Origin of the sequence: Providencia sp. NPDC089933, from assembly GCF_049545585.1 — a bacterium.
Lineage (GTDB): Bacteria > Pseudomonadota > Gammaproteobacteria > Enterobacterales > Enterobacteriaceae > Providencia > Providencia huashanensis.
Genome location: NZ_JBMWDT010000006.1, coordinates 198711 through 217990, shown reverse-complemented (window position 1 = coordinate 217990; position 19280 = coordinate 198711). Strand labels below are relative to the sequence as shown.

The 19280-nt window shown below is 42.2% G+C and carries 16 protein-coding genes; 7 read left to right on the top strand and 9 right to left on the bottom strand.

Features of this window, described 5'->3' with window-relative positions; all coding sequences use genetic code 11:
* Positions 1–542: 542 nt before the first annotated feature.
* Positions 543–1358, bottom strand: coding sequence for a co-chaperone DjlA (djlA, locus tag ACPEH5_RS10970; RefSeq protein WP_042846004.1), 816 nt, complete (start codon positions 1356–1358; stop codon positions 543–545).
* A gap of 181 nt (positions 1359–1539) precedes the next feature.
* Between djlA and lptD the strand changes: the two genes are divergently transcribed.
* The 6 genes from lptD (at position 1540) to apaH (ending at position 8386) form a co-directional block, all read left to right on the top strand.
* Positions 1540–3906 (top strand): LPS assembly protein LptD, encoded by a 2367-nt coding sequence (lptD, locus tag ACPEH5_RS10965; protein WP_071548874.1) that lies wholly within the window; start codon positions 1540–1542, stop codon positions 3904–3906.
* An 89-nt stretch (positions 3907–3995) separates the two neighbouring features.
* Positions 3996–5378, top strand: a complete 1383-nt coding sequence (gene surA, locus ACPEH5_RS10960) for a peptidylprolyl isomerase SurA (RefSeq protein WP_071548576.1) — start codon at positions 3996–3998, stop codon at positions 5376–5378.
* Positions 5359–6354, top strand: coding sequence for a 4-hydroxythreonine-4-phosphate dehydrogenase PdxA (pdxA, locus tag ACPEH5_RS10955; protein ID WP_042846008.1), 996 nt, complete (start codon positions 5359–5361; stop codon positions 6352–6354). The genes surA and pdxA overlap by 20 nt, the downstream gene beginning before the upstream one ends.
* Positions 6351–7160 (top strand): 16S rRNA (adenine(1518)-N(6)/adenine(1519)-N(6))-dimethyltransferase RsmA, encoded by an 810-nt coding sequence (gene rsmA, locus ACPEH5_RS10950; RefSeq protein WP_042846010.1) that lies wholly within the window; start codon positions 6351–6353, stop codon positions 7158–7160. Before pdxA ends, rsmA begins: the two co-directional genes overlap by 4 nt.
* Positions 7161–7178: 18 nt before the next feature.
* Entirely contained in the window at positions 7179–7556 is a 378-nt protein-coding gene (gene apaG, locus ACPEH5_RS10945; protein ID WP_042846012.1) for a Co2+/Mg2+ efflux protein ApaG, read from the top strand.
* A 2-nt stretch (positions 7557–7558) separates the two neighbouring features.
* Positions 7559–8386 carry a bis(5'-nucleosyl)-tetraphosphatase (symmetrical) ApaH gene (gene apaH / locus ACPEH5_RS10940; RefSeq protein ID WP_042846014.1) on the top strand — a complete coding sequence of 276 codons (828 nt, stop codon included), beginning with the start codon at positions 7559–7561 and terminating at the stop codon, positions 8384–8386.
* Positions 8387–8444: 58 nt separating this feature from the next.
* On the opposite strand, the gene folA is transcribed toward apaH, so the two are convergent.
* Positions 8445–8939 carry a type 3 dihydrofolate reductase gene (folA, locus tag ACPEH5_RS10935; protein WP_042846016.1) on the bottom strand — a complete coding sequence of 165 codons (495 nt, stop codon included), beginning with the start codon at positions 8937–8939 and terminating at the stop codon, positions 8445–8447.
* A gap of 248 nt (positions 8940–9187) precedes the next feature.
* On the opposite strand from folA, the gene ACPEH5_RS10930 reads away from it, so the two are divergent.
* Positions 9188–9802 carry a LysE family translocator gene (locus ACPEH5_RS10930; RefSeq protein WP_129466394.1) on the top strand — a complete coding sequence of 205 codons (615 nt, stop codon included), beginning with the start codon at positions 9188–9190 and terminating at the stop codon, positions 9800–9802.
* A gap of 254 nt (positions 9803–10056) precedes the next feature.
* On the opposite strand, the gene ACPEH5_RS10925 is transcribed toward ACPEH5_RS10930, so the two are convergent.
* The 7 genes from ACPEH5_RS10925 to cpdA all read right to left on the bottom strand — a co-directional run bounded on the left by ACPEH5_RS10925 (position 10057) and on the right by cpdA (position 18956).
* Positions 10057–10500, bottom strand: a complete 444-nt coding sequence (locus ACPEH5_RS10925; protein WP_048606288.1) for a GNAT family N-acetyltransferase — start codon at positions 10498–10500, stop codon at positions 10057–10059.
* Between the two features lie 134 nt (positions 10501–10634).
* On the bottom strand, positions 10635–12041 hold the full coding sequence (gene ftsP, locus ACPEH5_RS10920) for a cell division protein FtsP (RefSeq protein ID WP_042846021.1): 1407 nt from the start codon (positions 12039–12041) through the stop codon (positions 10635–10637).
* Between the two features lie 356 nt (positions 12042–12397).
* Positions 12398–13135 carry a 1-acylglycerol-3-phosphate O-acyltransferase gene (locus ACPEH5_RS10915; protein ID WP_042846393.1) on the bottom strand — a complete coding sequence of 246 codons (738 nt, stop codon included), beginning with the start codon at positions 13133–13135 and terminating at the stop codon, positions 12398–12400.
* Positions 13136–13248: 113 nt separating this feature from the next.
* Positions 13249–15504 carry a DNA topoisomerase IV subunit A gene (parC, locus tag ACPEH5_RS10910; RefSeq protein ID WP_166686098.1) on the bottom strand — a complete coding sequence of 752 codons (2256 nt, stop codon included), beginning with the start codon at positions 15502–15504 and terminating at the stop codon, positions 13249–13251.
* A 39-nt stretch (positions 15505–15543) separates the two neighbouring features.
* Positions 15544–17439 (bottom strand): DNA topoisomerase IV subunit B, encoded by a 1896-nt coding sequence (gene parE / locus ACPEH5_RS10905; protein WP_042846024.1) that lies wholly within the window; start codon positions 17437–17439, stop codon positions 15544–15546.
* 88 nt (positions 17440–17527) lie between these two features.
* Positions 17528–18109 carry an esterase YqiA gene (gene yqiA / locus ACPEH5_RS10900; protein WP_281110778.1) on the bottom strand — a complete coding sequence of 194 codons (582 nt, stop codon included), beginning with the start codon at positions 18107–18109 and terminating at the stop codon, positions 17528–17530.
* A 7-nt stretch (positions 18110–18116) separates the two neighbouring features.
* A complete protein-coding gene (gene cpdA / locus ACPEH5_RS10895) occupies positions 18117–18956 on the bottom strand; it encodes a 3',5'-cyclic-AMP phosphodiesterase (RefSeq protein ID WP_042846027.1) in 840 nt (279 codons plus the stop codon).
* Positions 18957–19280 lie beyond the last annotated feature (324 nt).

The window sequence follows — 19280 nt, the reverse complement described above, 5'->3', positions numbered from 1 at the left end:
TATTCGTTAACCTGATTTCCCTTACATAGTTCGTGTTGCAGCTAGGCGGCAAGAGAGCAAATCCCTAGAGCGTAGATAACTACGTAACTAGGGGTTCATGGATGAAGACAACAAAACGAGGTTTTTTGGTTTTTCTTCGTTAACTTAATTTCCCTTACATAGTTCGTGTTGCAGCTAGGCGGCAAGAGAGCAAATCCCTAGAGCGTGGATAACTACGTGACGAGGGGTTCGTGGATGAAGACAACAAAACGAGGTTTTTTAGTTTTTCTTCGTTAACCTGATTTCCCTTACATAGTTCGTGTTGCAGCTAGGCGGCAAGAGAGCAAATCCCTAGAGCGTAGATAACTACGTAACTAGGGGTTCGTGGATGAAGACAACAAAGCGAGGTTTTTTGGTTTTTCTTCGTTAACCTGATTTCCCTTAAATAGTTCGTGTTGCAGCTAGGCGGCAAGAGAGCAAATCCCTAGGAGCATACAAAAGTATGTGACTAGGGTGCGCGAGCGCAGCCAACAACGCTGCGGCGCGAAATATGACAGGGAAATTTATTTGAAGCCCAGCTCCTTCTTGACTAGATCATAAGCCGCTTGAATTGATTGGGCTTTTTGTTTAGCAATTTCCATCATTTCAGGGGGTAAACCTTTCGCCACCAGCTTATCTGGGTGATGTTCACTCATTAATTTACGGTAAGCACGTTTAATTTTTGTAGGGTCATCGCTAGGAGACACACCAAGCACTTTACAGGCATCTTCTAAGGTTGGGCCATTAGATTGTTGATAATAGCCCCCAGATTGCTGCTGAGAGTACCCTTGGCCAAATTGGCGACCACTTTGAATCATATCTAAGAACTGCTCAAATTGAGCTTTTGAAATCCCTAACTCTTCCGCGATAATAAACAACACTTTTCTTTCATTCGGATGCAACTGCCCATCCGCAAAAGCGGCTTGTAATTGAATTTCCAGAAACATCTGAATTAAGTCAAAACGACCATAGCAGGCCATACGTAATTGCTTTAATACATCACGTAATGGGAAGTCAGGAGATTTACCTTCTCTAAATGCCTGTTGGGCAGCTTTTCGGGTCTCTCCATGCAATTGCATTCTATCCATCAAATTTGATGCAAGCTGAATATCTGTCTCAGTTACACGGCCTTTCGACTTCGTTAAATGACCTAAAATTTGGAAGGTACTCGCAAAGAAAATGATTTGCCGATCACGTTTGTTCATCGCCCCAGCGAACTTACGTTGTATCGATGCTTTATCAAAACCGTGCCCAATAATTAGCCCTACTAGCGCCCCCCAAAAGCCCAATCCAGAGACGATTGCGAGTACAACGCCAATAATTTTACCCCAATAGTGCATATATCCCTCAATTCTTCAATGCTCAGAATGCAATTTTGCATTATCATACTATTCATTCTGCTCTATGCATAACTACCCGCGCGTAAAGTTTTTTACATTATACTGGCGCAAAGTGGTTGGCTAAGTTAGTCTTTGAGCGTTTGCTGGCTGTGCCAATTATGACGGAACCGCATATTTAATGATGAAAAAAAGCTATCCAACACTACTTGCCACCATGGTATGGGCGGCAATTTATAGTCAGCAAGCACATGCTGACCTTGCACAGCAGTGTATGCTGGGTGTCCCTGTATATACAAAACCTATTGTAAAGGGTGACCCCAACAACCTGCCTATTCACATAACTGCTGAAGATGTCCGTGGCGAATACCCTAATTTTGTTGAATATGACGGTAATGTCGATATTCAACAAGGGAACCAGACATTAACCGCTGATAACGTCAAACTCACCCAAACAGAAACGGCGGGTGAGCCTCCTGTACGTGAAGTGACCGCAACCGGTAATGTTCATTACGATGATCCGCAAATTATCTTAAAAGGCCCTTCAGCATGGTCGAATTTAGATAACAAAAATACCGATGTAAATGATGGTAACTACATGATGGTAGGCCGTCAGGGACGTGGTGACGCAACAAAAATGAAAATGCGTGATGAAAACCGTTATTCCATTATGGAAAATGGGACTTTCACCACCTGCTTACCCGGCAATAATAGCTGGAGCGTTGCTGGTTCAGAAGTAATTATCGACCGAGAAGAAGAAGTCGCTGAAATTTGGCATGCGCGCTTTAAAGTTGGTGATGTGCCAATTTTTTATAGCCCATATATGCAGTTGCCTATTGGTAACAAGCGTCGTTCCGGTTTCTTAATTCCAACAGGTAGCTATTCAACTAATGACGGTTTAGAGTTTTCTTTACCTTATTATTGGAATATTGCACCGAACTACGATGCAACTATCACCCCACAGTTTATGACACACCGTGGTGTTAAGTTAAATAATGAATTCCGTTATCTAATAACACCAGGAACAGGTACCGTTGCATTTGACTTTCTGAAGCATGACAGAGCCTACAGTAAAGATAAAGAACGTGGTAAACGTGAAAAGCGTGACAGCGATGACCGCTGGTTATTCTACTGGCGCCATTCAGGTACCTATGCAGGGCATTGGAATTTTAGCTCAGACTATACCAAAGTAAGCGACCCAAGCTACTTTACAGATTTTAGTTCCCAATACGGTAGTACCACTGATGGTTATGCCACCCAAAAATTCAGTGCCGGTTATTCAGATACTAACTGGAATGCTAAAGTCACCCACAAGCAGTTCCAGATCTTTGCTGATAACCCAAACAAACGCGCATATAAAGCGGAGCCGCAAGTTGACTTTAATTATTATAAAAATAATTTAGGCGCTTTCGATTTTCATACCTATGCGCAAGCGGCTCGTTTTACTAGTGTGGGTAAAAACAACCCTGATGCAACACGTTTACACTTCGAACCTGAGGTGAACCTGCCATTATCAAATGGCTGGGCAAATATGAACAATAGCATTAAATTGTATGCTACCCATTACGACCAAGACATACCCCGCTCTAATACTGATAAAAATTTAGAGAAAAATGTAAGCCGTGTTCTCCCAATGTTCAAAAGTGACGCAAAAGTCGTTTTTGAGCGCGACCTCTACCAAGGAAGCGATTTTATACAAACATTAGAGCCACGCGTACAGTACCTGTATATTCCGTATAAAGATCAGGACAATATCAATAACTTCGATTCCTCATTATTACAATCGGATTACAGCGGTTTGTTCCGTGACAGAATATACAGTGGTCTTGACCGTATAGCCTCAGCAAATCAGCTCACTACGGGTGTTACAACTCGCCTCTATGATGATAGTTTAGCTGAGCGCTTTAATTTCTCCGTTGGGCAAATTTATTATTTCGAACGCCCTCGTGCGGGTGACTCTAACCGCCCAATTGATGATAAAAGTAATACCGGTTCCTTATTATGGGCCACTGATACCATGTGGCGCATCAATGATAATTGGGGAATGCGCGGTGGTTTACAGTATGACCGTCGTCTAGGCAATGTCACTATGGGGAACGCTGTTGCAGAATATCGTTTAGATGCAGATAGATTAGTTCAGTTGAACTACCGTTTTGTTGACCGCGATTATATTCAAGCAACCTTCCGTGATTTAGACCAGTTAGGTAAAAATCAAGAATTACCTGAATATCAACAAGGTATTTCACAGGTAGGTACGGTTGTTAGTTGGCCATTGAATGATCGCTGGGGTTTTGTCGGCTCATATTATTATGATACAAAACAAAAACAATCCGCGAGCCAACTGGTTGGGTTGCAATATAATACCTGTTGTTGGGCAGTCAACCTTGGCTATGAACGTAAGATTGTCGGTTGGCAAAAAGAAAAGTTCAGCAGCGAATATGATAATAAATGGTCAATCAATGTGGAACTTAGAGGCCTAAATAACAATCATAGTTTAGGTAGTCAGGAAATGTTGAGCCGAGGTATTATGCCTTATCAACGTGCTTTCTGATAACAAATAGCATCGTTTATTCTGAATAATTTGAGATGCATTTACTCTAAATACTTCGAGGTGCAGTCAACAACACTGCAACTCGAAGTATGGCGAGTAAACACGTATTAGCCCGCATTTTGCGGAATCAAAGTCAATATTATAGGACCATTATGAAGAATTGGAGAACGCTTATTCTGGGACTGATGTTCGCAAGCTCTGCTGCCTTGGCTGCGCCGCAGCAAATGGATAAAGTGGCTGCGGTCGTCAACAACGGAGTTGTGCTGGAAAGTGACGTCCAGAATATGATCAATACGGTAAAAGTGAACGCTCAGAACGCACGCCAACAGGTGCCTGATGATCAAACCCTGCGTCATCAGATCCTTGAGCGTCTAGTTATGGATAACATCATCTTGCAGATGGCTAACCAGATGCAGATAAACATTCCAGAAGAAGCCGTGAATGCGACCATCGCTGATATTGCTCGCCAGAACGGTTTAACTCTGGAGCAAATGCAAAAGCGTTTAACTGCTGATGGCATCAATATGGCTCAATATCGCAGTGAAATTCGTAAAGAGATGCTGATCGCTGAAGTGCGTAATAATGAAGTACGCCGCCGTGTGACAATTTTACCGCAAGAAGTTGATTCTCTTGCTGAACAAATGAGCTCACAAGCAAACTACGAAATGGGGGTTAATCTCAGCCATATCTTAATCCCATTATCCGAGAACCCAACTCAAGAACAGTTAAAAACAGCGGAAGCGTTAGTAGACAAAATCTTAACTGAACTGAAAAAAGGTGGGGATTTTGGTAAGTTAGCGATTGCCTACTCAGCAGACCCGCAAGCGCTGAAAGGCGGCAATATGGGTTGGTCACGTTTACAAGAATTGCCAGTTGTCTTTGCTGAACAATTAAAAAATGCGAAAAAAGGCAATATTGTCGGCCCAATTCGCTCTGGTGTTGGTTTCCATATTTTGCGCGTAAATGATGTCAGTGGTGGTAGCCAACCGATTTCTGTAACAGAAGTAAAAGCACGCCATATTTTGATTAAATCATCTCCAATTATGGATGATACTCAAGCTAGACAGAAACTAGTGAAAATAGCCCAAGATATCCGTTCTGGCGCAATCACATTTGAAGATGCGGCAAAAGAGAATTCAGAAGACCCAGGTAGCGCCTTAAAAGGCGGTGAATTGGGTTGGAACATGCCGGATATCTATGACCCAGCATTCCGTGATGCTCTGATGAAATTAAACAAAGGTGAATTAAGCCAACCTGTTCCTTCAAGTTTTGGCTGGCACTTAATTCAATTAGAAGATACACGTAAGGTAGATAAAACAGATGCGGCACAAAAAGACCAAGCGTACCGCCTACTGTTTAACCGTAAATTTAATGAAGAAGCGCAAAGCTGGATGCAAGAGCAGCGGGCTTCTGCTTACGTAAAAGTCATCGATGGTCGTGACAACCAATCTAATGATGAAAAATCTAATTAAGCCTATTGTTATCACCCCCGGTGAACCTGCCGGGGTTGGTCCAGATTTGCTAATCCAACTCGCTCAGCAGGCATGGCCTGTTGAGTTAGTTGCATGCGCTGATCCAAACTTACTTCTTGAACGCGCTAAAACGTTAAACTTACCACTCACTCTGACCGAATATGAATCAAGTAAGGCAGTAAAAGCCCATACTCCAGGTCATCTATCCATTATACCCGTTGACTTAAATACCCCGGCGAAAGCAGGCGTACTCAATGTGGCCAATGGTAGTTATGTGGTTGACACATTAGCACAAGCCTGTGATGGCTGTTTAAAGGGTGAATTTTCAGCAATTGTAACGGGGCCAGTGCATAAGGGCATTATTAATGATGCCGGTGTTCCCTTTAGTGGTCACACCGAGTTTTTTGCAGAACGTAGTGGTTGTGAGCGGGTCGTTATGATGCTAGCAACCGAAGAGCTTCGTGTTGCCTTAGCCACCACACACCTACCACTTAAAGATGTTTCAGGTGCCATCACGCAACAAAGTCTACGTGAAGTGATCACCATCTTACATCATGATTTACAAACAAAATTCGGTATTGAAAAACCTACAATCTATGTTTGTGGCTTAAACCCACATGCAGGTGAAGGTGGCCATATGGGTACCGAAGAAATTGACACCATCGAACCCGCACTTGAAAGCTTACGTGTAGAGGGGGTTCATCTCGTTGGGCCATTACCCGCGGATACCCTTTTCCAACCTAAGTATTTAGATCACGCAGATGCAGTTTTAGCAATGTATCATGATCAGGGTCTTCCTGTGTTAAAATACCAAGGTTTCGGCAGAGCGGTGAATATTACCCTCGGTCTGCCTTTTATCCGTACCTCTGTCGATCATGGCACTGCGCTTGAACTCGCGGGGACGGGTCATGCTGATGCGGGGAGTTTTATCACCGCATTAAAGTTAGCTATCCAAATGACATCTAAAAATACATGAATAATCGAGTCCATCAGGGGCACTTTGCCCGCAAACGTTTCGGGCAGAACTTTTTAACTGACCAGTTTATTATTGACAGCATCGTAGATGCAATGAACCCGAAACCGGGCCAATCCATTGTCGAAATTGGCCCTGGCTTAGGTGCCTTAACAGAACCGGTTGGTAGCCGAATCGACAAAATGACCGTCGTTGAACTCGACCGTGACCTCGCGGCACGGTTACACGTCCATCCGCAACTAAAAGATAAACTCACTATCATTCAGCAAGATGCGATGACTGTGGATTTCGGCGAGCTAGCAAAACAAGCAGGTCAACCCCTGCGGGTATTTGGTAACTTACCCTACAATATTTCTACCCCATTGATGTTCCACCTATTTACCTTTACTAACTCGATTGCAGATATGAATTTCATGCTGCAAAAAGAAGTGGTTAATCGGCTGGTAGCAGGCCCTGGGAGTAAGGCTTATGGTCGTTTAAGTGTCATGGCGCAATATTATTGCCATGTGGTTCCAGTACTCGAAGTGCCGCCAACAGCATTTACTCCAGCACCAAAAGTAGATTCTGCGATTGTGAGGTTAATCCCTCATCGTGAAAACCCTTATCCAGTAAAAGATATTAAATTCTTAAGTCGTATTACTACCCAAGCTTTTAACCAACGCCGTAAAACGATCCGCAATAGCTTAGGGGATTTATTTAGTGTTGAAGAGTTAACCAATTTGGGTGTTGACTTAGGTACCCGTGCAGAAAATATTTCTGTTGAACAATATTGCAAAATGGCAAACTATCTTTCTAACCGGTCAGAATAGTCTGTTGAAGGAGGCACTATGCTTAATGAACCAAATGTAAGCATCCAAGTTCAGAGTGTCTACATCGAAAGCCAATCTCAACCCGATATTGCAAGGTATGTGTTCGCTTATACCATCTGTATTCGCAATTTAGGGCGAGAACCCATCCAATTAATGAGCCGCTATTGGCTCATTACTAACAGTGATGGCCATAAAACTGAAGTTCAAGGTGAAGGCGTGGTGGGTGAACAACCCGTCATTCCTCCTGGAAAAGAATATCGTTACACCAGTGGTGCAATTCTTGAAACACCAATGGGAACGATGGAAGGTTATTACGTGATGCTAAGCACTCAAGGGGACCATTTTCACGTTGATATCCCCGCTTTTCGTCTTGCAATTCCAACATTGATTAATTAATTATGTCGACATATTTAGTAGGTGATATCCACGGTTGCTATCGTGAACTTCGTGAACTAATGGACAGGGTCAATTTTGATCCAAACCAAGACACATTATGGCTTACTGGTGACTTGGTTGCCCGAGGTTCTGGGTCACTGCAAGTTTTACGTTATGTTAAAAGTTTAGGTCCCGCGGTGCGTTTGGTTCTCGGTAACCATGATCTCCATCTTCTCGGGATCTACTGTAAAATCAGTCGTAATAAACCTAAAGATCACCTTGATGAATTATTGCATGCCCCTGATCTAGACGAACTAATCAATTGGCTACGTCGTCAACCTTTATTGCAAATTGATGAAGAAAGAAAAATAGTGATGACGCATGCAGGTATAACGCCACAGTGGGATATTGAAACCGCACGGATGTGCGCTAGGGAAGTCGAAGCCGTCCTTTCCAGTGATGCTTACCCGCTATTTATCGATTCAATGTATGGCGATATGCCAAATAATTGGTCGAGTAGTTTAATGGGGTTAGCACGCTTACGTTTTAGTACCAATGCTCTCACACGTTTACGCTACTGCTTCCCGAATGGGCAGCTTGATATGATTTGCAAAGAAAACCCTAAAAAAGCGCCCGCACCATTAAAACCTTGGTTTGATTTACCAAGTCAAATTCCTGAGGATTATTCGGTGTTCTTTGGCCATTGGGCATCCCTTGAAGGGAAATGTACACCAGATAACGTTTATGCTTTAGATACTGGCTGCTGCTGGGGTGGTGACCTAACCTTATACCACTGGGAAACAAAACAATTTTATCGCCAAAAATCACACCAAAAAAGCCGTAAAGAATAGTTTTGGCTCTATTAAAAACAAAATGGCGCATTAAGCGCCATTTTTGTGAAACGAAAATTTAAACTCTTTTGGTTAGTATCTCAAAACAATAGCCGTGCGTATTGTTTTCATCCGCTTCGTGATATTCGGTAAAAATCGAATCCCATTCATCTGGCTCATAAACTGGGAAATGAGTATCCCCAATGACTTCTGCATCAACATGAGTCAGGTATAATTTATTCGCTAGAGGTAAAAACTGCTGGTAAACCTTACCGCCACCAATCACCATGATTTCCTCAACATTCTCTACCGCTTGTGCAGCAGCTAGCGCTTCTTCCATAGAGGTCACCCAAACAACGTTAGAGTCTGCCCCTGGCTGGCTAGTTAATACGATGTTGACGCGTTGTGGTAATGGACGCCCGATTGATTCATAGGTGACACGCCCCATAATAACGGGCCTATTTAACGTATTTCGTTTGAACCACGCAAGATCACCGGGCAAATTCCAAGGCATCGCTTTTTCCATGCCGATAACCTGATCGATCGCCATTGCTGCGATTAAGCTAATATTCATCTACTCACCTTAGAAACTAATATAAAAATTGAGCACACTATACGGAAAGAGAATTGCTTCGTCGACTAAATTTAAGCTTCCTTAAACAGGTTTGAATCACTTATACTCGAATTGATAAATTTAGGACTAAAAATAACATTTAAAAACAAAAGAGATACCTCATCCTGCCTCAATTTACGGGTATTTAGCAAGGTATTGCAAATTCTAAAAATTGGGTTAGTAAGGGGCTATAGAAAAGAGAATATCCCATGTACGAAACTAGTATTATGATTGCCACCATAGCAACCCTAGGGATGCTATCGCCAGGTCCTGACTTCTTTTTAATTGTTAAAAATGCCGCACGATACCAACGTTCAGCGGCTCTCATGACAGCCTTTGGTGTTATTGCTGCAATTGCTCTACATATGTCTTATTGTGTTGCAGGCCTTGCCGTTCTCATCACGACGACGCCTTGGCTATTTAATATTTTAAAATATGCAGGAGCCGCTTACTTGGTATGGATTGGTATCAAAAGCCTGATGCCTCAGTCAAGCCATTTGGTTGATTTAAATACTCGTAAACATGAGATTGTCTCGTTCAAAAAAGCCTTTATGCAAGGCTTTCTCTGTAATGTCCTGAACCCGAAAGCAACTCTTTTCTTCCTTGCTGTGTTTACTCAAGTATTGGACATCAATTCAACTGTTGGCGAAAAACTATGGTTTGCTTTTATTATTTGGGGGCTCGCCGTTATTTATTGGCCAATTTTAGTCTTTTTAATTCAAAGTGCCCCAGTTAGAAAAGGGTTAGCGAAAGTGCAAAAATATGTTGATAAAGTGCTGGGAGTTATTTTAATTGCTTTTGGAGTTCGCGTAGCGCTTAGTTAGTTCATTAAGATAAAATGCAAAAAACAATAGCCTAATTTATCTGTCTATACTGTTTATTGATTAACGATAGCTTATAAATTCCTTTCCTTTTTCAAAGGAACACAAATTCAATTTCTGATGACTTCCACTCTATTTAATAGAGTGGGAGACCCTTCGTACTATTAAAACGGCATAACTTTGTGTTACCGAATAAATTATTCTTTGATAGTTCAAGATAAAAAAGAGCCGCAATTTCCATGCGGCTCGCTGATTTTTTAAACTAAGCAATATTGAGCTAAATTCTCCCCCCAATCTGCTAAGCCTTGGGAAACAAACCCTGTGCTTTGATAAAAATAGTGCGCAGTATTATTTTCTGAATGATAACCAACCATCAAAAAGGGAATATTCGCTGTATTTTCCTGCTGAATATCCGCTATCAACAAAGCCATTGCCTGCTTTGCATAGCCCTTACCTTGATGCTTTTCATCAATCATAAAACGATAAATCCAGTAATTACCATCATCGGGGTCAATACCATACATTAACATCCCAATCATCTCATCACGATGGCATATCCCTTTCACGACAAACCCCGTTAGAAATTGCACTTCAGCAATAGAATAAAGGTTCGACGCAATAAATGCGGATTGCGCTGGTGAAACCTGTAAATCTGCGCACTCTTCCCAATTTTCAGGGGTTAAAACAACCAATGTTACCATTAACTTCTCCTAGTGTTAGAGAAGCAAATACCTCTCTAACTAATGATTATTATACAATTTAACGCTCTAGCTCTTGTGTTTGGCATAATAACCTCCTTAATAGTTCTTATTGATAACATTGCTATTTCATTTAACTACTCTTGTGGTGAAACCACCAACTGACCCGCTGAACCTAAATCCGCTTTTTCCAAATTTTGGCTATAGAATAAGAATGGAAAATGGTTATACGAAGGTTGCATCATTTGAACTAACAACTCGGTACGACCATCTACCCATACGGTGTCTTTCCAACCATAATCTTCAGGCGGAGTCGGTTGACCATTGCGGTTCAGCACTTTAAACCTCACACCTTCAATATGAAACGCTTGCGGAACATTTGTTGTAATAACCCAACGTTCCCAATTTCCTTGACGGCTTGTCATATCGACTCTATTAGTATCAAGAACCGCATTATTAATACCAAAGCCGTCATTAAGGTGGATTTCACGTTGCATTATACTGGATGTAACTTGCGTTTTGTCTTCAGCTAATTGCGTTGGTAAGCCATCAGTCACTAACGACATTAAGCCTGTGGCTTTAATCGTCAACACATTAGTAGAGATTAGGCTATTTGACGGCTCAAATAACCCTTTTACTCGGTCCATAAATGTTGCAGACTCGCCTGCTGTGATGGTCAACTCTTGAGTTTTCGCCATGTCAATCAGCACTTCTCGCCTTTCACCTGGGGCGAGTGGTAATGCTTGAACATTAACAGGCACAGTGAGCAAGCCTTGGTCTGATGCGATCATCGAAAATGGGCGACCATCACTAATTTTCATTACATAATGACGTGAATTCGATGCATTTAGCAACCGTAAACGCACCCATCCGCGAGAAACTTCGACATACGGGTCCTGAACACCATTAACTAATAAGGTATCGCCAAGAAAACCGTCTTCACTCGCTTTATATTCAGGCACACCAAAGTTATCTAGCCGCTTGTCTTGAATAATAATAGGAAAATCATCGACACCGTAGTGCTTAGGCAAACGCAAATTTTTAGTCACATCATCTTCTATAATCCACATGCCTAATAACCCATTGTGGACTTGTTCACCCATTTTTCCTTGGGTATTTGCATGATACCAAAGTGTCGCTGCATTTTGACGAATAGGGATCACGGGGGACCAATCTGCATTCGGTGAAATCAACCTTGCAGCCCCACCGATCTGGGTCCCCGGGATTTGTAACCCACTGATGGTCATTGAAACAGCTTCAGGCAATCTATTGCTATAAATTAGCTTTAAATCATCACCATTTTTGACTCTTACCGTTGGTCCTGGTGAAGAACCATTGATTCCCCAAATATCGGCTGAGTATTTCCCATCAAAAGACCAATGGATTTTTTGTAATGTCAAAAAGAGTGGCTGACCAGACCGAGATTCTAATAACGGTGGCACAGGTAAAGCTATCGCCCCCTCTGCGCTTACATTCATTGGCACATAGGACATACATAGAGCCAACCCTGCCGCTACAAGGGTTTGGCATCGATTGAATGACATAAATTCTCCGCTAAACAAAAATTCCAGCGCATTTTATTATTTAATATTAGAAACTTTCAGCCAATAACGCGGCTAATTTTGAATTGGCGCTAGCAAAATAACTACTTAGATACAACAATAAAGTACCGTAATATTATGTCAGCCATGATATCGCGAAAAAAGAGTAAATTCTAAAAATATCTTTCTAAAAATATAAAAATATAATTAATAGCTTTACAAGTAGTAGGGTTAATTAATTAAAAAGAAAAAATTATACGAAATGTGATTCAAATTTGATGGGCAAACTCGTTTTTGGATAATAATGCGGACAATAATTTTTACTGACCGCATTATTGAATATTAGGCTTAATAACGCATTATTTTTGGGATTGCTTCGCCATTTCAGCGACTTCTAAATCTAACTCTTTTATTTTAGCTTCCATTAAGGAATGGCAGAGTTCCGACAGTTCGCGGACCTGTTCACGGCTATACACTGACGTATCGATAGGATCTAGCATCTCAATGATCACATTACCGTTGTTCCAACGGTTTAGTTTAATCTTGCCTTGCGTACTAGAAACACAGACTGGCACGATAGGTACCCCAGCAGCGATAGCAGCATGAAATGCCCCCGTTTTAAAAGGCAATAGACCGCGCCCACGGCTGCGCGTCCCTTCTGGAAACATCCACACTGAAATTTTACGTTTTTTTATCTGATCCGCCACTTGAGTAATCGTATTATGTGCTTTAGAACGATTAGCGCGGTCAATTAGAATATTGCCAGTGATCCAATATAAAAAACCGAAAAATGGAATATAAACTAAACTTTTTTTGCCCACTGTTACCGTTCTTGGCTGCACACCATTTGACATAGTCACCATATCGTAATTGTTTTGGTGATTACCAATATAAATGCTTGGGCCATAGCTTTTGGCTTTTTCAGGGACACGGTTGATCACGTTAATCCCAAAAACTACAGATAACCGACCAAACATATGGCCAAACGTCATCACATGTTTTGGATTGCGTGGGCTAAATAGACAGTAAATACCGCCCCCGATACAAACAGCAAGCGTGTAGATAATAACTATAATCGCTCTAATCAGCGCTAACATACTAACCCCAAATTCAACGGGGCCATACAGCCCCAATCTATTAATATCACCCACTTATTCACCAATCAAATCTGACTGAGCAGTGAATAAATAGGAATTTATTACTTAACTAATTATTCAGCACCTAAAGGCTCAATATCAATACGTTCAATATTGTGCATTCCTCGCGGCAAGGAGGTCCCTTTGCGGCCGCGCTCTGAACGATATTTTTGCAGATCTTCAGCTTTAAATTTCAATTTTCGCTTACCAAAATGCAAAGTCATTGATGCACCTGTAGGTAAAATCATAAGCCAAGTCAACAAATCATCACCACTTGCAGCTTGAGCACCAGCTATGTTGATAATTTTATTCCCTTTACCTTTCGACAGCTGTGGTAAATCTGAAACAGGGAATATTAACATACGCCCTGCTTTGGTTATTGCCAACAGCAAATCTTCTTGTTCATTATGTAGCTCAATGGGGGCTAACACTTTTGCGTTATCTGGTAACGAAATTAAAGCCTTACCTGCTTTGTTTTTGGTTACTAGGTCATTGAAAGTACAAATAAAGCCGTAACCAGCATCAGACGCCATCAAATATTTTTGCTCTTCAGGTGCCATTAACACATGTTCAATGGTTGCACCTGGTGGCAATGACAGTTTCCCTGTTAATGGCTCGCCTTGACTACGCGCTGATGGTAGTTCAAGCGGGTCAACAGAATAACTACGCCCTGTTGAATCAAGGAATACTGCGGCTTGGTTCGATTTGCCTCGAGCTGCGTCTTTAAAACCATCGCCAGCTTTGTAATTGAGGTTCGTCGGCTCTATATCATGGCCCTTAGCACTACGTACCCAGCCCATATCAGAAAGCACAACGGTAATAGGCTCTGAAGGGAGAATTTCATGCTCACTCATGGCCTTAGCTTCTTCACGCTCATGTAATGGTGAGCGGCGATCATCGCCATAAGCTTTAGCATCAGCCTGAATTTCTTTTTTAATTAAGGTATTTAATTTACGCTCTGACCCTAAAATACCTTGTAACTCATCACGTTCTTTTGCTAATTCATCTTGCTCACCACGGATCTTCATTTCTTCAAGCTTCGCTAAATGACGTAGTTTTAACTCTAAAATAGCTTCTGCTTGTGTATCCGTAATATTAAAGCGAGACATTAGGACAGCCTTTGGCTCGTCCTCTGTACGAATAATTTCAATAACTTCATCAATGTTAAGGTAAGCGATTAATAAACCATCTAAAATATGTAAACGCCTTAACACTTTGTCTAAACGGTGATTTAATCGATTACGAACTGTTTGGCGACGATAAGTAATCCACTCAGTTAAAATTTCAACTAACCCTTTAACTGAAGGACGATTGTCCAAGCCAATCATATTCAGGTTAACACGATAACTTCTTTCTAAGTCGGTAGTCGCAAATAAATGCGTCATCACTTGGTCAATATCAACACGATTACTACGCGGAACAATAACCAAACGAGTTGGGTTTTCGTGGTCAGATTCATCACGTAAATCTTCAACCATGGGTAGCTTTTTCGCGCGCATTTGGCTAGCAATTTGCTCTAATACTTTCGCGCCAGAAACTTGATGAGGCAACGCTGTTATCACTGCATTGCCGTCTTCTTTTTCCCACACAGCACGCATACGAACAGAACCACGGCCGTTTTGGTAAATTTTACGGATATCACTTTGTGAAGAAATAATTTCAGCTTCGGTCGGGTAATCAGGACCAGGAACAAACGCCATGATATCGTCAAGACCCAGTGTTGGTTTCTCCAACAATGCCACTAGCGCATTTGCCACTTCTCGGGCGTTATGAGGCGGAATGTCTGTCGCCATCCCAACTGCAATGCCCGTTGTGCCATTTAATAAAATATTTGGCAGACGCGCCGGTAACATTTTAGGTTCGTTTAACGTACCATCAAAGTTAGGTACCCAATCAACCGTGCCATGAGCTAACTCGCTCAGCAAAACTTCCGCATACTTTGATAAGCGCGATTCGGTATAACGCATTGCTGCAAACGATTTAGGGTCATCCGGTGCTCCCCAGTTCCCTTGCCCGTCCACTAGTGGGTAACGGTAAGAAAACGGTTGAGCCATTAATACCATCGCTTCATAACACGCACTGTCACCATGTGGATGGTATTTACCTAGTACGTCACCGACAGTTCTTGCTGATTTCTTATATTTTGCTGTGTTGCTCAAACCAAGTTCTGACATGGCATACACAATGCGGCGCTGAACAGGTTTAAGCCCATCGCCAATAAAAGGTAATGCCCTATCCATGATGACGTACATCGAATAGTTTAGATAGGCATTTTCAGTAAAGGCATGAAGCGGTAGGCGCTCCACACCATCATGAGTAATTTCACTCATTTAATTAATTCCTTACGCTTTCTCATCGCAATTCGGATGTTAGACATCAATTTCAGCCATATCGCCTTTTTCTTGTAACCAATTACGGCGGTCTTCAGAGCGTTTCTTCGCTAGAAGCATATCCATAACGGCAAGCGTTTCTTGGTAGTTTTCATCATCGATGGTTAACTGAACAAGGCGACGAGTATTTGGATCTAATGTGGTTTCGCGTAATTGTGGTGGGTTCATTTCACCCAACCCTTTAAACCGTTGAACATTCGGTTTACCACGCTTACGGCTAAGACGCTCTAGCACCGCATTTTTTTCGCTTTCATCAAGGGCATAGAAAGTTTCTTTGCCTAAATCGATACGGTACAACGGCGGCATTGCCATATATACATGCCCCGCTTTGACTAAAGTCGGGAAATGGCGCACAAATAAAGCACACAATAACGTTGCAATATGTAAACCGTCGGAATCCGCATCCGCAAGAATACAAATTTTACCGTAACGTAGTTGGCTGAGGTCTTCGCTATCAGGGTCAATACCAATTGCCACGGAGATATCATGTACCTCTTGGGAAGCTAAAACTTCGTCAGAAGACACTTCCCATGTGTTTAGGATTTTACCACGTAATGGCATGATAGCTTGGTATTCACGGTCGCGGGCTTGTTTTGCTGACCCGCCCGCCGAATCCCCTTCGACAAGGAAGAGTTCTGTCATGCTAAGGTCTTGCGAGCTGCAATCTGCCAGTTTACCCGGCAATGCAGGGCCACTGGTTAGCTTCTTACGCACTACTTTTTTCGCCGCACGCATCCGGCGTTGTGCGCTCGATATTGCCATTTCCGCCAGTTGCTCAGCCACTTGCACATTTTGGTTTAACCACAGGCTAAAGGCATCTTTAACAACACCGGAAACAAATGCAGAACATTGACGCGATGAAAGGCGTTCTTTCGTTTGCCCTGCAAATTGAGGGTCTTGCATTTTTACGGAAAGTACATACGTACAGCGTTCCCAGATATCATCCGCCGAAAGCTTAACACCACGAGGTAAAATATTGCGGAATTCACAAAATTCACGCATCGCGTCCAATAACCCTTGGCGTAAACCATTAACGTGGGTTCCACCTTGCGCGGTTGGAATAAGGTTTACATAGCTTTCAGTTAACAATTCACCGCCTTCAGGTAACCATAACAGCGCCCACTGAGCACCTTCAGTTTCCCCTGAGAACTCCCCAGTGAAAGGTTTTGCGGGTAATGCTTCTAGCCCGTCTATGGATTCCATTAAGTAATCAGTTAACCCATCACTGTAACACCAGCTTTGCTCTGTATTATTGAGCTTGTCCTTAAACGTGATTTTCACGCCAGGACATAAAACGGCTTTGGCTTTTAAATTATGAGTTAAACGCGAAACTGAAAATTTTGGGCTATCAAAATAGCTTTCATCTGGCCAAAAATGCACGCTAGTCCCTGTGTTACGCTTGCCACAGGTACCGATTACATGCAAATCTTCTACTTTATCGCCGTTTTCAAAGGCAATTTGATACACTTGGCTATCGCGACGCACTGTAACTTCAATACGTTTTGATAACGCATTGACTACGGAAATACCTACCCCGTGTAGGCCCCCGGAAAACTGGTAACTTTTATTGGAGAATTTCCCCCCCGCGTGCAGCTGCCCTAAAATTAACTCTACGGCTGGCACTTTCATTTCAGGGTGGATATCAACAGGCATACCACGCCCATCATCGATCACCTCAAGGGATTGATCGGCATGTAAAATAACTTCGATGTGCCCCGCATGCCCAGCAAGGGCTTCGTCGACACTATTATCAATTACTTCTTGAGCCAAATGGTTCGGTCGGCTGGTATCAGTATACATCCCCGGACGACGGCGAACAGGCTCCAAACCACTGAGGACTTCAATGGCCTCTGCGTTATAACTAGATTGAGTCATGTTGTCATTCTGCGGTAAATAGGTGGCTAATTGAACTATTCAATCAGTGAGTTACTGTTGATAATAACAGTGTTCATGTGTTTTGACACTATTTCTCTGCCAATTGTAAAAAATGAACAATTTGAGGAAAGTATGCTTCAAAACCAACAAATGCATGATTACCGTCAGGTTCTACAGTCTGTTTACACTTAGAAAGATAGGTAACAGCTTCACGATAATCAAGTACCTCATCCCCCATTTGCTGTAGTAACCAAATAAGATGAGGAGATGTTAACTTTTCAATGTATAAGGATTTTAGCTCATGAATATGTTTGTTTTCCAACACATATTTTTCGTAAGTATAGGGGTTTGTATTCTCCCCTAAATAGTCTTGTAGTAAGTCAAAGGGTCTTACAGCAGGGTTGACCACCACTGCAGGAAGTTGATAACGCTCACTGAGCCAAAGAGAAAAATACCCTCCAAGGGAGGAACCTATTAGGCCAATCTTCCCCTGTTTATGTTGTAAGACAATATCTTCTAACATGGCTTGAGCTTGCCGAGGAAAATTCGGTAATTGCGGCACAACCATATTGATATGTGGGTAGTTTGCATCAACCCATTTCTTTAAACTATTTGCTTTAGCTGATAAAGGTGAGCTATTAAAACCGTGAATATAAAGTAAAGTAGACATAAGGTGATTAATAACCGTCGGAGTCTAAATCAGGGCTGAATTCTCTCGTCTCTAAACGATGCACACTCGTTTTGATATGCCTATGCCCTTGTTCATCCACACTGAGTTCCAAATAGCGCCAACCGGGTGCTACGGTATCTAGCGCAAAGTTAGTACAATGTGGTTTGAATTGCACGCAAGTTGAAGGCGTGGCTAACAAACGTATTCCATGCCAAAGCACATCCATTTCTTGATGAATATGCCCACACAGCATGGTTTTAACATTTGGATAGCTTTTTAGGTAATCCGCTAATATGTGCGAATTTCTTAAGCTGTGTTGATCTAGCCATGTACAGCCCGAAGGCAATGGATGATGGTGTAGCATTACTAACGTTGTACGGTCAGGTTGCGCATCTAAGCTCTGCTTCATCCATTCTAATTGTTGCTCAGAAAGTTCACCATGGGGGACGTCTTGCAATTGGCTATCTAACATTAGAATTTGCCATTCATCGCCAATTAAAATTTGTTTAGCGCTTGAAATACCAGCCACCCTAAGGGTTTCAACCATGGCTGGCGGATAATCATGGTTTCCAGGAAGCCAAACACAAGGCGCAGGAATACGCTCAATACCATCTGCAAAATGTTGATAAGCTTGTGGCGATTGGTCTTGAACCAGATCCCCTGTCGCAACAATCAAATCAATTGGGAGATTTTCTTTTGCAATAGCGCCAAGCACTGCTTGATAGCTATCATAAGTATTTACACCTAAAAGGGTGTTCTCAGTGTTAGCAAAAAGATGCGTATCCGTAACTTGTAAAATTCTCACGATCTTCGAGTTCTTTGCAGTCACTTCAAGCTGGCTGTCCAAAAGTATTCCTTATCCGTAAATATTATTTATGCCTAATTAATTATATTCATTACAACTATACACAAACTCAACACACTGCCGCTTGCTGTAAAATACACCGTAATTATTCTAAAGGGTAATTTGCCAACGCGCCAACTTAGCGCTGTATTACTTTAAATAATTCGAGTGGCAAGAAGGCGGCAAGCTGAGCTATCCCAAGGAGCATACACCAGTATGTGACTTGGGTAGCGAAGCGCGGCCAACACACTTGCAGCTTGTTGTACTCCTTGCTTTAGTGCGCCTTGCCTCGCTGCAATCACCTTAAAGCATAATTTTTAACTTACT

Coding starts and splice junctions, on each gene's coding strand:
- parE (WP_042846024.1), bottom strand. CDS start 17,439: ATGACTCAATCTAGTTATAACGCAGAGGCCATTGAAGTCCTCAGTGGT.
- apaH (WP_042846014.1), top strand. CDS start 7,559: ATGTCGACATATTTAGTAGGTGATATCCACGGTTGCTATCGTGAACTT.
- parC (WP_166686098.1), bottom strand. CDS start 15,504: ATGAGTGAAATTACTCATGATGGTGTGGAGCGCCTACCGCTTCATGCC.
- djlA (WP_042846004.1), bottom strand. CDS start 1,358: ATGCACTATTGGGGTAAAATTATTGGCGTTGTACTCGCAATCGTCTCT.
- ftsP (WP_042846021.1), bottom strand. CDS start 12,041: ATGTCATTCAATCGATGCCAAACCCTTGTAGCGGCAGGGTTGGCTCTA.
- apaG (WP_042846012.1), top strand. CDS start 7,179: ATGCTTAATGAACCAAATGTAAGCATCCAAGTTCAGAGTGTCTACATC.
- lptD (WP_071548874.1), top strand. CDS start 1,540: ATGAAAAAAAGCTATCCAACACTACTTGCCACCATGGTATGGGCGGCA.
- rsmA (WP_042846010.1), top strand. CDS start 6,351: ATGAATAATCGAGTCCATCAGGGGCACTTTGCCCGCAAACGTTTCGGG.
- ACPEH5_RS10930 (WP_129466394.1), top strand. CDS start 9,188: ATGTACGAAACTAGTATTATGATTGCCACCATAGCAACCCTAGGGATG.
- ACPEH5_RS10925 (WP_048606288.1), bottom strand. CDS start 10,500: ATGGTAACATTGGTTGTTTTAACCCCTGAAAATTGGGAAGAGTGCGCA.
- pdxA (WP_042846008.1), top strand. CDS start 5,359: ATGATGAAAAATCTAATTAAGCCTATTGTTATCACCCCCGGTGAACCT.
- surA (WP_071548576.1), top strand. CDS start 3,996: ATGGCGAGTAAACACGTATTAGCCCGCATTTTGCGGAATCAAAGTCAA.
- ACPEH5_RS10915 (WP_042846393.1), bottom strand. CDS start 13,135: ATGTTAGCGCTGATTAGAGCGATTATAGTTATTATCTACACGCTTGCT.
- folA (WP_042846016.1), bottom strand. CDS start 8,939: ATGAATATTAGCTTAATCGCAGCAATGGCGATCGATCAGGTTATCGGC.
- yqiA (WP_281110778.1), bottom strand. CDS start 18,109: ATGTCTACTTTACTTTATATTCACGGTTTTAATAGCTCACCTTTATCA.